The organism is Streptococcus sp. A69 (assembly GCF_058556195.1).
In genome coordinates, this window is sequence record NZ_JBZUJU010000002.1 from 58,638 (window position 1) to 72,270 (window position 13,633).

Sequence of the window (13,633 nt, forward strand, 5' to 3'; positions counted from 1 at the left end):
ATGTAATCGTTATCAAACCTAAAAATTCGATGAAATCAGTTTTTAGGAATAAAAAGGGAGGAAATTATGAAAAAGTTTTCAAAGACCTTGAGAGATAACTGGATCTTTCTCTTGATGGTTTTACCAGGGGCACTCTGGTTGATTCTATTCTTTTACATTCCAGTATTTGGGAATGTGGTCGCCTTTAAAGACTACCATATGACCAGTAATGGTTTCATAGATAGTATTGTGAATAGTAAATGGGTCGGGTTAGATAATTTCAGATTCTTGTTTAGTTCAAAAGATGCCTTTATCATCACTCGAAATACCGTTCTTTATAATCTCGGCTTTATCTTTATCGGTTTGATTGTATCAGTAGGGATTGCCATCATCCTCAGCGAGCTTCGCTCTAAGAGAATGGTTAAGATTTTCCAAACGTCTATGTTGTTCCCTTACTTCCTGTCATGGGTTATCATCAGTTTCTTTACAGATGCCTTCCTAAACATTGACAAAGGGGTCTTCAACCATTTCCTAACATCCATTGGCATGAAGGAAGTCAACTTCTACGCTGACTTAGGCATTTGGCCATACCTTCTCCTTTTCCTAGGTATTTGGAAAGGCTTTGGATATAGCAGTGTCATGTACTATGCGACGATCATGGGGATTGATCCAACCTACTACGAAGCAGCAACAGTGGACGGGGCTAGCAAGTGGCAACGCATTCGCAACGTAACCATTCCTCAGTTGACTCCACTTGTGACAGTTTTGACCATCCTTGCAGTCGGAAATATCTTCCGCGCAGACTTCGGTCTCTTCTATCAAATCCCACACAATGCTGGTCAGCTTTACAATGTAACCAACGTTTTGGATGTATATGTCTTTAATGGTTTGACTCAGACAGCAGATATCGGTATGGCTTCAGCAGCCGGTCTTTACCAATCCGTTGTCGGCTTGATACTGGTTATCCTATCAAACTTGCTTGCAAGACGAGTTGATCCAAACTCAGCTTTGTTCTAGAAAGGAGGAGAATATGGCAGAAAAGAAAATTAAAAAAGAAAAAATCGATAATGTCGGCATTCACTCCTTCAGTAAGAAAGCAGATATCTTCTTTAGTATCATCTCTGGTTTGATCGCTCTTTCTTGTATCTTGCCCTTTATCTTCGTTATCATCATTTCAGTGACAGACGAAAAGAGCATCCTCCAATATGGGTATAGCTTTTTCCCTTCGAAATTTGGTGTAGATGGATTCCAGTTCCTAGCTCAGTTTAAAGATAAGATCCTCCAAGCGCTCTTTATCTCAGTTTTTGTAACTGTAGTCGGAACAGTGACCAATGTCTTCATCACGACAACTTATGCCTACGCCATCTCACGGACAACCTTTAAGTACCGCAGATTCTTTACGATCTTCGCTCTTCTTAGTATGTTGTTCAATGCTGGTTTGGTACCGGGCTATATCGTGGTCACTCGCCTGCTTCAACTTGGTGATACCGTTTGGGCCTTGATTGTTCCAATGCTCCTCTCACCATTCAACATCATCTTGATGCGTTCCTTCTTCAAGAAGACCATTCCAGAAGCCATTCTCGAATCTGCTCGTATCGATGGTGCCAGTGAAGCTCGGATCTTCTTCCAGATCTGTTTGCCATTGTCACTTCCAGGTATCGCAACCATCACGCTTTTGACAGCTCTTGGTTTCTGGAATGACTGGTTCAATGCTCTTCTTTACATCAAGAGTGATAACTTGTATCCACTGCAATATTTGCTCATGCAAATCCAGCAAAATATGGACTACATTGCAAAAGCAGTCGGCCTATCTGGCCAACTGGGAGTTGCTCTACCGAAAGAAACAGGTCGTATGGCCATGGTTGTTGTTGCAACCCTTCCAATCGCGATTCTGTATCCATTCTTCCAACGCTACTTTGTTAAAGGTTTGACGATCGGTGGTGTGAAAGAATAGCACTTGCTGAGAAACACCGTTTCTCTCTTCCCAACTTCATCTTGGTGATTGAAGTAAAAATCATTAAATCGTTTATAAGTTTAAAAACAAAAAAAGGAGTTTTTATCATGAAAAACTGGAAAAAATATGCTTTTGCATCTGCTAGCGTAGTCGCTTTGGCTGCTGGTCTTGCTGCTTGTGGAAACCTTACAGGTAACAACAAAAAAGCTGCTGATACTACTTCAGGTGAAAAACCTGTAATCAAAATGTACCAAATCGGTGACAAACCAGACAACTTGGATGAATTGCTAGAAAATGCAAACAAAATCATCGAAGAAAAAGTCGGTGCTAAATTGGATATCCAATACCTTGGATGGGGTGACTATGATAAGAAAATGTCTGTTATCACATCATCTGGTGAAAACTATGATATCGCATTTGCATCTAACTATGTTGTAAATGCTCAAAAAGGTGCTTATGCTGACTTGACTGATTTGTACAAGAAAGAAGGAGCAGAGCTTTACAAAGCACTTGACCCAGCTTACATCAAAGGGAACACTGTAAACGGTAAGATCTACGCAGTTCCAGTTGCAGCCAACGTTGCATCATCTCAAAACTTTGCCTTCAACGGAACACTTCTTGCTAAATACGGTATCGATATTTCAGGTGTCACTTCATACGAAACACTTGAACCAGTCTTGAAACAAATCAAAGAAAAAGCTCCAGACGTAGTACCATTTGCGGTTACGAAGAACTTTATCCCATCTGATAACTTTGACTACCCAGTACCAAATGGACTTCCATTTGTTATCGACCTTGAAGGAGACACTACTAAGATCGTAAACCGTTACGAAGTGCCTCGTTTCAAAGAACACTTGAAGACTCTTCACAAATTCTATGAAGAAGGATACATTCCAAAAGACGTAGCAACAAGCGACACTTCATTTGACCTTCAACAAGATACTTGGTTCGTTCGTGAAGAAACAGTAGGACCAGCTGACTACGGTAACAGCTTGCTCTCACGTGTTGCGAACAAAGACATCCAAATCAAACCAATCACTAACTTTATCAAGAAAAACCAAACAACACAAGTTGCTAACTTTGTCATCTCAAACAACTCTAAGAACAAAGAAAAATCAATGGAAGTGTTGAACCTCTTGAACACGAACCCAGAACTCTTGAACGGTCTTGTTTACGGTCCAGAAGGCAAGAACTGGGAAAAAGTTGAAGGTAAAGAAAACCGTGTCCGCGTCCTTGATGCCTACAAAGGAAACACTCACATGTCAGGTTGGAACACTGGTAACAACTGGATCCTTTACATCAACGAAAACGTTACAGACCAACAAATCGAAGATTCTAAGAAACAATTGGCAGAAGCTAAAGAATCTCCAGCACTTGGATTCATCTTTAACACTGACAGTGTGAAATCTGAAATCTCAGCAATTTCTAACACAATGCAACAATTCGATACAGCTATCAACACTGGTACTGTAGATCCAGATAAAGCAATCCCAGAATTGATGGAAAAATTGAAATCTGAAGGTGCCTACGAAAAAGTATTGAACGAAATGCAAAAACAATACGACGAATTCTTGAAAAACAAAAAATCATAAGAACGATTGATTTCGTGTATTCATTCCTAATTCCTAAAAATGTGATCACTGCCTTCCTTAGTTCTCTAGGGGAGGTAGTGATTTTTAGGATGAAAAAATGAAAACAGTGGTTCTGAGGGTTTATGCGATGTGATACACATACATCTATAGAGGATTTATTATGAAAAAATATCGTCTTCTTTTCAAAATGAGTGCAGTCTTGTCTTACCTATTTTTCGTATTTGGTCTTTATCAGCTGACGTCTATTGTTCAAAATTATTGGCAATTTTCTTCTCAGGTAGGAAATATCTTCTGGATTCAAAATGTCTTAAGTCTGCTATTTAGTGGAGTCATGATTTGGATTCTGGTTAAGACAGGCTATGGTTATCTCTTTCGCATTCCAAGAAAAAAATGGCTTTGGTATTCGATTTTGACAGTCCTAGTAGCGGTAGTTCATATATCTTTTAATATTCAGACAGCTAGATATGTTCAGTCAACTGCTGAAGGTTGGGCTGTATTGATCGGTTATAGTGGGACCAACTTTGCCGAGTTCGGTATTTATCTAACTCTGTTCTTTCTAGTGCCCCTGATGGAAGAATTGATTTATAGAGGATTACTTCAACACGCCTTCTTTAAACATTCGCGATTTGGCCTTTATTTGCTCTTCCTCATTTTTCAAGCCTGCCTAGTTTGTTAGATATCTTCGTCTTTGCAACATCTGGCATCATCTTTGCTAGTTTGACCCGCTATACCAAGAGCATTTATCCTTCCTATGCGGTGCATGTGATCAATAATATTGTAGCGACCTTGCCATTTTTGTTGACTTTTTTACATAGGGTATTTGGGTAAAATATTAGCATGAAAGTTAGGAATTATAGTGTTTCAATTTATAAGCGAATTTCAGGAGGGAAATGAGTATGACACCATTAAAATGGTTTGCTGGAGGAAGCGAAAGGCGTTGTGAAGCCATGACCATCATTGATCATCTATTGGAAGATATAAAGGCTGCGCCTCAACTTACTCCCCTGAAAAATCAGTTAGTGATTTATAAAAAACGATTAGAGGATGATGGAACCTCTACTCCATTTATTCTGAGCCAAATGAACGTTGACATCTCACGCGTGTTGATTGACAATAAGCTGGGTTTGTCAGAAAGTCAAGCTAAGCAAATCAAAAAATTGAGAGAATTATCTTTTATTCGCTATGGTTACTGATAAAGTGCAGTGGCAGATCTCTCTATACAATTTCCGGTCAAATAAATTGCATTCGTTTTCCCAAGTGGGTATACTAGTATAGTTGAATGAAAAATTCTGAAAATTTAAGAATAGAAAAGAGAACAAATCTTATGGCAAAAGATATTCGTGTCTTACTTTACTACCTTTATACTCCAATTGAAAACGCAGAGCAATTTGCGGCAGATCACCTGGCTTTCTGTAAATCAATTGGTCTCAAAGGCCGTATCCTAGTCGCTGATGAGGGAATTAACGGAACCGTTTCAGGTGACTACGAAACAACTCAAAAATACATGGACTACGTTCACAGCCTCCCAGGTATGGAAGACCTCTGGTTCAAGATTGACGAAGAAAATGAACAAGCCTTCAAGAAGATGTTTGTTCGCTACAAGAAAGAAATTGTCCACCTTGGTTTGGAAGACAACGATTTTGATAACGACATCAACCCACTTGAAACGACGGGTGCTTACTTGTCTCCAAAAGAGTTTAAAGAAGCCCTTCTTGACGAAGATACAGTGGTTCTTGACACACGTAACGATTATGAGTATGACCTAGGACATTTCCGTGGGGCTATCCGCCCAGACATCCGCAACTTCCGTGAGTTGCCACAATGGGTCCGTGACAACAAGGAAAAATTCATGGACAAGCGTGTCGTGGTTTACTGTACAGGTGGAGTGCGCTGTGAGAAATTCTCAGGCTGGATGGTCCGTGAAGGCTACAAAGATGTCGGCCAATTGCACGGAGGAATCGCAACTTACGGTAAAGACCCAGAAGTCCAAGGTGAACTTTGGGATGGGAAAATGTACGTCTTTGACGAGCGTATCGCAGTCGATGTCAACCATGTCAACCCAACCATCGTAGGGAAAGACTGGTTTGATGGAACACCATGTGAACGCTATGTCAACTGTGGCAATCCCTTCTGTAACCGTCGTATCCTAACATCAGAAGAAAATGAAGACAAGTACCTTCGTGGATGCTCACACGAGTGCCGTGTTCACCCACGCAACCGCTATGTTTCAGAAAATGAATTGACACAAGCAGAAGTAATCGAGCGCCTAGCAGCTATCGGTGAAAGCTTGGATCAAGCCGCTACAGTATAAAGCAAACAGCCCCTAAGGGCTGTTTTTCTATGCTTTTTATCTAAAAATCTAAAATTTGTTTCTGTATCTTTCAGGAAAATAGGGTATACTATGTGTAAACGATTTCAAAGGAGGCCAGTTATGGCGAAAACATTTTTTATCCCAAATAAAGAAAGTATTCTAGGACAACAGGAGATCTTGACTGCCAAGTCCATCTTGGCTTTGGTGGAGGGCTTGGAGTCACACAGTTATGATGCGGTTTATCTCCGTCAGCCCCTCAATCGTCTCGAGTATATCGAGTGTGGAATTGTAGGCCAGTCGCAATTTCTCTTCAAGGTGAACTATGCGGATAGTCGAAAAGGCTACCAAGTGGTGATTCCAGACTTCCTTACTAGAGCGGACTGGGAGATTGTAGAAGCTCTCCTCCAAGCCCTATCAAACAAGTTGGGTGAGGCAGTAGAAGGACTAGAAGGATTTGACTTTGAAGCTTATTTCCGAGAAACGGTCAAGAATTATCTAGCGGATAAGGCGGCTCGTCTGGTATACTGCCAAGGACTCTTGTCCCCTATCTATCTCAACAAGGAATACCTCGAGAGCTTTTTGGCTGAGGATGGATTGGCACGTTTTGAAGAGCTAGTCAAGAAGGTTCAAGGATCTGATGCCTACCTTGCCAGTGTGAAATTTTACCCAGACGCCCAAGGCAAGGTACACGGTATCTATCACCTAGCCCAGGGAGTCAAGACGATTTTACCAAAGGAACCCTTTGTACCAGCTCCTTATACCGAGCAGCTGGCAGGCAAGGAGCTTATTTGGGAGATTGACCTAGTGACGATTTCTGGTGATGGCTCAAAAGCAGAAGACTATGAAGCCATCGCTCGCTTGGATTATGCAAGATTCCTAGAGTCATTACCAACAGCATTTTACCACCAACTAGATGCCAATCAACTAGAAGTACAAGCCATTTTGGGAAAAGACTTTGAAGAATTGGCACAAGAAAAGTAAAGCAGGTCAACTGCTATTTAGCATGCGAAAGATAGTTTAGCTTAGTTAGGTTTTGTAATGTGAAATTTCAAAAATTGCTTAGTTCAATGAAAAATAGTATAATATAACAAAAAATAGAATATTGTTCGTTAAATAATGATCAGGAGATCTTGAGATGGATATCAAGAAGGAAGTAGGTAAAAGAATCCGAATGTTGCGAGAGATGAAACATATCACTCGTGAAACTCTTTGTGATGATGAAACTGAGATAACGGTGCGCCAATTAGCACGGATTGAATCAGGGCAGTCTTCCCCAAGTTTATCTAAGGTAGAGTATATAGCTTACAAACTAGGTTGTCCAATTTCACATATAGTAGATATGGATCATATGATTTTACCTTCAGAGTACTTGATAGTAAAGGATAAACTTATTAAGTTTCAAACTTATGGAGATGATGATAGAATCCAGGTTAAGGAAGAGTTGTTTGAAAGAGTTTACGAACACTATTATGACAGTCTACCTGAGGATGAGCAGATTGCTGTTAGTGCCTTACAAGCTAGTTTTGATGTCTTTGTAAGTGAAGATGCAGGGTTTGGCGATGCTTTGCTTGATGAGTATTTTGAGCAAGTAAAGATAAGGAAAAACTACTCGGTGAATGATTTGCTTTTGATAAAGCTGTACTTTGTTTCATGTTTAGCAAGACCGACTGAGTATAATCCTGAACTATTTTGGATGCTTTCTAAAAAACTTATAAGAGAAACAAATTCATCAGATTTAGAGACAGCCTATATGTTAAAAAGAACTGTGCTTGATTCTTTAGCTGTTCAATGGATGGAAAAATCTTACTCCACTTTTGAGCCTTATGTTAAGGCAATGAACACATTGATGACTATATCGCAGGATTTTCAAAACAAGCCAATTGTTGATATGCTAGATGCTATGTGTACCTTATTTCATAAACAGGATAAGGAAAAAGCTATCCAATTATATGACAGAGCTATTGTTTGTGCTCAAGCATTTGGGGACTCAGTATTAGAAGCGCGTATATTAGGAGAAAAAGAAAAAGATTTAAAAACTTTTGAGGAAATGAAGAGCTGACATGACATTTTTGTCATGTTTTTTTCTTTTTGAAAGCGTTATACTTTAATCATAAAGAACAAGAGATAAGGAGGAAAGAAAAATGTTTGGATTTGCAGTATTCTTAAGTCTTAGTTTTTGGTTTTCTGGGTAGGAGATGGAAATGGAAGATTTTAGTATCTCGCTAGAGACTTTTACACAAACTCGCCACAGTTTGATAGTTCGAAATAACACGACTGAGCAAAGGTTGGTACAAATAGAGTTGAACAAGGAACCATTCCGTTTAGCAATTTTAGATGCTGGCGAAGAGCGAGTTTTAATCTTACCAGAAGAATTATCTATTATCGAAAGTTTTAAAATTTCAGAGGTGGAGGACAATCCATGATGTCAAAAAAACATGTTGTAGAGGCAATGTTTATTCTTGTGATAGCTTCTTTATTTTTAGCAGGATTTTACTATAAAAACCAAGAATCTCATCATCAAGAAGAAACAAAACAAGAGCTTCTCTTAAAAAAAGAAGAGGAAATAAAACAATATATTTCAAAAACTAAAAATACAACATTCAAGAATGCATTGTTGACCTCCAATGAGGGAGCGCAGGTTCAACTGTCAGAGTATAAGTTTAGACCAAAGGTTGTGGTATTCTGGGCTAGTTGGTGTCCTGATTGTCAAAAAGAGCTCCCAATCATTCAGCGCCTTTATGATAAATATCAAGATAAAGTTGATTTCTTTATGGTGGATATAGTTGATGGGGAACGTGAAACACTTGAAACCTCTCATCAATTTTTAAGGGATCAGGGTTTTACCTTTCCAGTTTATATAGATCAAGATTTACAAGCTTTTAAGTTCTTGGATGTAAAAGCTATTCCAACTATCTTTATAGTGGATAAAGATGGGATAGTGAAAGAAATTTATGTTGAACAAGGAAGCGAAGAAATGTTATCTAAAGATTTAAAACAGTTAATAAATAACTGAAATGAGAATCTCATTTGGTTATTATAAAAAATTTTTTAAAAGGAGGGTTTTCTGATGAGAAAACTAACTGGACGTGTCAAAAGACACATTGTAGCAGGTCGCTTTTGTATTATAGGTCTTCGATATGGAGTAGGCATATTTTGTTGGGATTAAATAGGAGGATGAAGTAGTGAAAAAACTAAGTAACAAAAATAAAAAGCACATTGTAGCAGGTCGCTTTTGTATTATAGGTCTTCGATATGGAGTAGGTATCTTTTGTTGGGATTAAAAGGAGGGTTAAATAATGAAAAAACTAAGTAATAAACATAAAAGACACATTGTAGCAGGTCAATTTTGTGCTGTTTCACCACTCGGTATTTATGGAATGCTCACAGGTATTGGGTTCTTCTGTTGGAGTTAATGTAAGCTAAAAATCTCTGGCAGGGTTCATTCCTTGTCAGAGACTTTTTTAATATAATGAAGGAGAGAAACTATGAATCGTGTGATTTTAAGTCTTAAAAATATCGATAAAACATATGGGAAAGAACAGGTTCTCCATAATATTTCCTTTGATATTGAACGAGGAGAAATATGTGGTCTTATCGGTGAAAATGGTGCTGGAAAGACAACATTAATGAGAATTCTCCTAGGACTAATTCGAGCTGATAAGGGAGAAATAGAGAGTGTTTCGCAGCATAAGATTGGCAGTATTATCGAATCACCTGCCCTCTATCCAAACTTGACTGGACGTCAACACTTGCAATATTACAAGACAAGATTTGGTTTAAAGACAGATATCACAAAAATGTTGGAATTGGTTCACTTGCCTGAATCGTCATGGAATCGAAAAGTAAAAAACTATTCCCTTGGAATGAAGCAGAGGTTATCGATTGCGATTGCGCTGTTGGATAATCCAGAGCTCATTATCCTAGACGAACCAGTGAATGGTTTAGATCCTCAAGGGATTTCAGATTTAAGAAAAATGATTTTGAATTTAAGGGATCAGTTAGGAGTTACTTTTTTAATCTCGAGTCATATTCTGTCAGAATTGGAATTTATAACAGATAAGTATATCATCATGAAAAAGGGAAAAATTCTAAATGTGATGAGTTCAAAAGAGCTAGCGAATGATTTATCTGAAAAAATTTTCCTAAAGACAAGTGATAATCAGATTCTAAAAATGTTTTTAGAAGAAGAGGGCATTGTTCATTTTGAGCAGGATGACTATCTGGTTGTGGCAGAGAAGGAAAAATTAATGGCTATTTTGCAATATTGTGTTACTTCAAATCTAGTGATACTGGATATTTATATTAAGAAGGAACGCTTTGAGGACTACTATTTGCGTAATATTATCTGATGATTTAAGAAAGGAGGAGAGTCATGAATTCTCTTAAGGCAGATATGTATAAATTTTACTGGGAAAAAAGAGGAGTGCTTCCTAGTTTGTTGATAGGGTTATTAGTTTTGTTATTCTCCTTGTTTTTTAAGTCATCAAATGAAAATGAGCCGGCATTTCGAGTGTTGATTTCAAACGTGAGTGGTTTTATTCCTTTACTTTTCATCTCTGCCAATTTATTTTTCTGGGGAGAAGATTATAGTTTCCGTACGATTAATATTTTGCTCACAAAAGAAAAACAACGATGGAAGTTATTTTTATATAAAACTTTGGGAACCTTTTGTTTGTCTTTATTATATGTGTCTATTTTTTATAGTTTAGCAGCTCTTGTTTATTTGGAAGGGGACATGGTGTTGATTATTTCGACATTTTTACACCAGCTACCATACTATTTGGTTATTATCAGTATCTCCTTATTGATTTTTCAAATATTTGATAAGGTTTATGAATCATGTATGATTTATACACTCTACATTTTACTATTTGATAACCTATTGGCTTACGTCCTTCCAAACTCTGGTGAGAGTGTGAGAGACTATTTACTAATGACTTTAAATTTGAAAGCATCACCAGATATCAGTCAATTTACCCTTACAAACGTATGCTATCCTATAGTGGTGAGTATAGCAGTACTTGTGCTTGCGTTAGCTGTATTTAGTAAAAAAGAATTTAAGTAGGAGGACTAATGATGAAAAAAATAGGAATTGTAATTGGACTGTTGTTACTGTTTGTAGTAGCTGGAATTTTATTAACCTTAAAACGAGGAGAGACAACAATCAGTGTGAAACAATCATGGACTCTCTCTTCTAAAAATATTAAAACGTTAGAGTTTTATGGATCAAAGCAAGCAATTGATGTTAAAGTTGTCAAGAGTGAATCAGATGAAACAAGTGTTCAAATAGAAGGAAAAGTTTCCGAAGAATCAGCGAATAATATATCTAAAAACGTTAAAATGAGTTCAGATAGTCTATATCTACCATTTTCACAACATGGTTTTAATTTGGCTCTGAGTTCAGAAGGAAAAGACAAGTTATATGTAACTATTTCCTTAGGAAAAAATACTACTTTCGAAAAAATATTTATAGATACTCTTGTTGGCGATGTATCTATTACAGTTCCTAAAGATTTTGATGGGATTTATACTTTGCATACAAATAATACCGGGGAAATTTTAAGGGTTCCTACCACAAATCAAACTTCGAATAGCGTCATTGAAGTTGATGGTTATAGTAAGATAAGTGTTGAAAAAGGAGAAAATAATGGTTAGTCACTATAAACAAGCAACTTTGCTGGACTGTGGAATGGCTTGTGTAAAGACAATCATTTCTTATTATTTCCCCAAATTAGAACATTTAGATAGTCTACAATTTGATAATAATAATCACCAAGGACTGTCTTTGTTTGAAATAGAAGATGTATTAAAAAGCTATGGTATTGATGCGGATTCTTATCAAATTGATACTCCTAGTTTATTAAATAACGTATCATTTCCTTATTTGATGGTAGTAGAAAGAGCTGGTTTGCCTCATTATATTGTTGTATTAGATGGAGATAGTAATTCATTGACGGTCTCCGATCCTGCGAATGAAGAAATTGAGAAAATTTCAAGATTAGAACTTTTTAGTCAGAGTGTAGGAGTTGTTTTAATTCCCCAAAAGAGTGAGAGTGTTAATTTAGAAGATAAAAAAGGTGTTGTTACTTTGAGCTATGCAGATAAGTTATATCATAGATTTCTAGCTTCACTTGGTTGGAAGAGGAAGTTTGCAATCTTTTTCTTGGGAATAGCCAAAATTATCTTACCAGTTACTATTGCTTTTTTTCTACAAATAACAATGTCTAATCTGCTTAATATTCAGTTTAGCTTTCAGTTATTTAGTCTCGCTTCAATAATATTAGGTTCATATTTGTATTGGCAGTTTTCTATATTGGAAACAAGATTAAAAGGAAAGATTGAAAATGATTTTTTAAATGATATTCTGTCCTCTTTTTATCAGAACCAATTAAATGATTTTTCTTTAACTAAGAATTATGAGTATGTTAGTAGTTATTTTTGGAATTTATTGTTATCAGCAACAGGTATTATGCAAAAATTTTACTTAAAGGTACAACTTTTAGTGTTTTGCTTGCTACTATTATTGCTATTAAAATTGAATATCATTATTTTCGCAGTTACAAGCTTATCTATAGTTATTCTTGGTTTATATGTAAATTTTGAGATACGAAAAGTTGTAAAAAATCAGCGAGAATTTATTGCTAAGAGTTCTAACTTTAGTTCTCTTGTAGAAAATACAATTTATGGTTTGCAAGATATTATAAGTTTCCAAAAATCTAGCGACTTTATCAAAGAATTTAATGAAAGACTCAATGAACTGTTGGGAACGAAACTAGATAGTACGCATATTACCAATAGATTATTAGCTTCTACTCAGATATTTATAGGTTTAACTGGTTCATTTTTGATTGCTACTATAATTTCTATGAGAGATTATGAACATATAGCAGAGTATGCAAATAGTATTTTGATTCTATTACTTTTATCCAGCATTTTAAGTTCTTTAATTACATCTTGGGTAGCATTGAAAAAAAGTCAATATTCCTTTGAGTTTATTGGAACAGAGGAGGTAGAAGCGAAAAGGGATGTTATTCCTGTTTCAGTAGCTAAAATTAAACAGTTGTCATGTCGGAATTTATGTAAAAAATGGGATGAAAGATTGGTGTTTAATAAATTAAATTTCGAGTTTAATAGTGGTGAATTAACCGTTATTACAGGTGGTAATGGAACTGGGAAATCATCTCTTTTGAATATTATTCAGGGATTATCTTCTCCAACAGAGGGTGATATTGTACTGAATGGAATGGAAAGTTTTTCTACTTTAGAGGAGACTAATATTTTGGATTATTTAAGCGTGTATTCATCTGAATTTCATGTATTCCCTGGAAGTGTTTCAAAAAATATTAATTTCACCCTATTTAATAAGGAAAACTATGAATTAAATAATCTTGATAGTCTGAATCTCAATGTATCTCTGAGTCATCAGATTGATGGGAAAGCCACCAATATTTCGCAAGGTCAGAAACAAAAAATTCTACTCATGAGGAGTTTGTCGCAAGAAAAGGACATCTATCTATTTGATGAGCCTACAGGAAATTTGGACAGAAACTCAACTGAATTATTTCTAAATGAGGTTGAGAAATTAGTGAACGAGGAAAAGATTGTTATTGTCGTGACTCATGATAAGGATGTTATTGCTAGAGCAAGCAAAGTTATTAATATGGATGAATTTCATTAAAAGTTAAAAAATGGAGATTGGTGGTTTCTAATCTTCATTTTACCTATAACTAATTTGCAAAATATTTGGAATAATGAGTTTCATAGCAATGTTATCATACGACTGAACTTTAGGAATAA

General features: G+C 36.5%; 13 protein-coding genes and 1 pseudogene. All 14 read left to right on the forward strand.

Going from position 1 to position 13,633, the window contains the following annotated elements; translation table 11 throughout:
* The first annotated feature begins 66 nt into the window (after positions 1-66).
* The gene (locus AC4ME5_RS04295; RefSeq protein WP_000714584.1) at positions 67-996 is read left to right on the forward strand and encodes an ABC transporter permease; all 930 of its coding nucleotides are present in this window, start codon (positions 67-69) and stop codon (positions 994-996) included.
* Between the two features lie 13 nt (positions 997-1,009).
* Positions 1,010-1,933: a carbohydrate ABC transporter permease gene (locus tag AC4ME5_RS04300; RefSeq protein WP_000818344.1), complete on the forward strand. Its 924-nt coding sequence runs from the start codon at positions 1,010-1,012 to the stop codon at positions 1,931-1,933.
* Positions 1,934-2,040: 107 nt separating this feature from the next.
* Positions 2,041-3,525: an ABC transporter substrate-binding protein gene (locus AC4ME5_RS04305; RefSeq protein ID WP_221160302.1), complete on the forward strand. Its 1,485-nt coding sequence runs from the start codon at positions 2,041-2,043 to the stop codon at positions 3,523-3,525.
* Positions 3,526-3,685: 160 nt separating this feature from the next.
* A pseudogene (locus AC4ME5_RS04310) lies at positions 3,686-4,353 on the forward strand (CPBP family intramembrane glutamic endopeptidase).
* 68 nt (positions 4,354-4,421) lie between these two features.
* Entirely contained in the window at positions 4,422-4,718 is a 297-nt protein-coding gene (locus AC4ME5_RS04315) for a bacteriocin immunity protein (RefSeq protein WP_491800123.1), read from the forward strand.
* A gap of 131 nt (positions 4,719-4,849) precedes the next feature.
* Positions 4,850-5,836, forward strand: a complete 987-nt coding sequence (gene trhO, locus AC4ME5_RS04320) for an oxygen-dependent tRNA uridine(34) hydroxylase TrhO (RefSeq protein WP_020899966.1) — start codon at positions 4,850-4,852, stop codon at positions 5,834-5,836.
* Positions 5,837-5,956: 120 nt separating this feature from the next.
* Complete coding sequence (locus tag AC4ME5_RS04325; RefSeq protein ID WP_491800125.1) at positions 5,957-6,817, forward strand: DUF4299 family protein; 861 nt, start codon at positions 5,957-5,959, stop codon at positions 6,815-6,817.
* Between the two features lie 154 nt (positions 6,818-6,971).
* Positions 6,972-7,895: a helix-turn-helix domain-containing protein gene (locus AC4ME5_RS04330; RefSeq protein WP_109289559.1), complete on the forward strand. Its 924-nt coding sequence runs from the start codon at positions 6,972-6,974 to the stop codon at positions 7,893-7,895.
* Positions 7,896-8,037: 142 nt separating this feature from the next.
* Positions 8,038-8,259: a hypothetical protein gene (locus AC4ME5_RS04335; RefSeq protein ID WP_109289560.1), complete on the forward strand. Its 222-nt coding sequence runs from the start codon at positions 8,038-8,040 to the stop codon at positions 8,257-8,259.
* On the forward strand, positions 8,256-8,849 hold the full coding sequence (locus AC4ME5_RS04340; RefSeq protein ID WP_109289561.1) for a TlpA family protein disulfide reductase: 594 nt from the start codon (positions 8,256-8,258) through the stop codon (positions 8,847-8,849). Before AC4ME5_RS04335 ends, AC4ME5_RS04340 begins: the two co-directional genes overlap by 4 nt.
* A 472-nt stretch (positions 8,850-9,321) precedes the next feature.
* Positions 9,322-10,185, forward strand: coding sequence for an ATP-binding cassette domain-containing protein (locus AC4ME5_RS04345; RefSeq protein WP_084939961.1), 864 nt, complete (start codon positions 9,322-9,324; stop codon positions 10,183-10,185).
* Between the two features lie 23 nt (positions 10,186-10,208).
* Positions 10,209-10,901, forward strand: coding sequence for an ABC transporter permease (locus AC4ME5_RS04350; RefSeq protein ID WP_084939962.1), 693 nt, complete (start codon positions 10,209-10,211; stop codon positions 10,899-10,901).
* 11 nt (positions 10,902-10,912) lie between these two features.
* A complete protein-coding gene (locus AC4ME5_RS04355; protein ID WP_491800129.1) occupies positions 10,913-11,491 on the forward strand; it encodes a hypothetical protein in 579 nt (192 codons plus the stop codon).
* Positions 11,484-13,514: an ATP-binding cassette domain-containing protein gene (locus tag AC4ME5_RS04360; RefSeq protein WP_491800130.1), complete on the forward strand. Its 2,031-nt coding sequence runs from the start codon at positions 11,484-11,486 to the stop codon at positions 13,512-13,514. The genes AC4ME5_RS04355 and AC4ME5_RS04360 overlap by 8 nt, the downstream gene beginning before the upstream one ends.
* Positions 13,515-13,633: the final 119 nt, after the last annotated feature.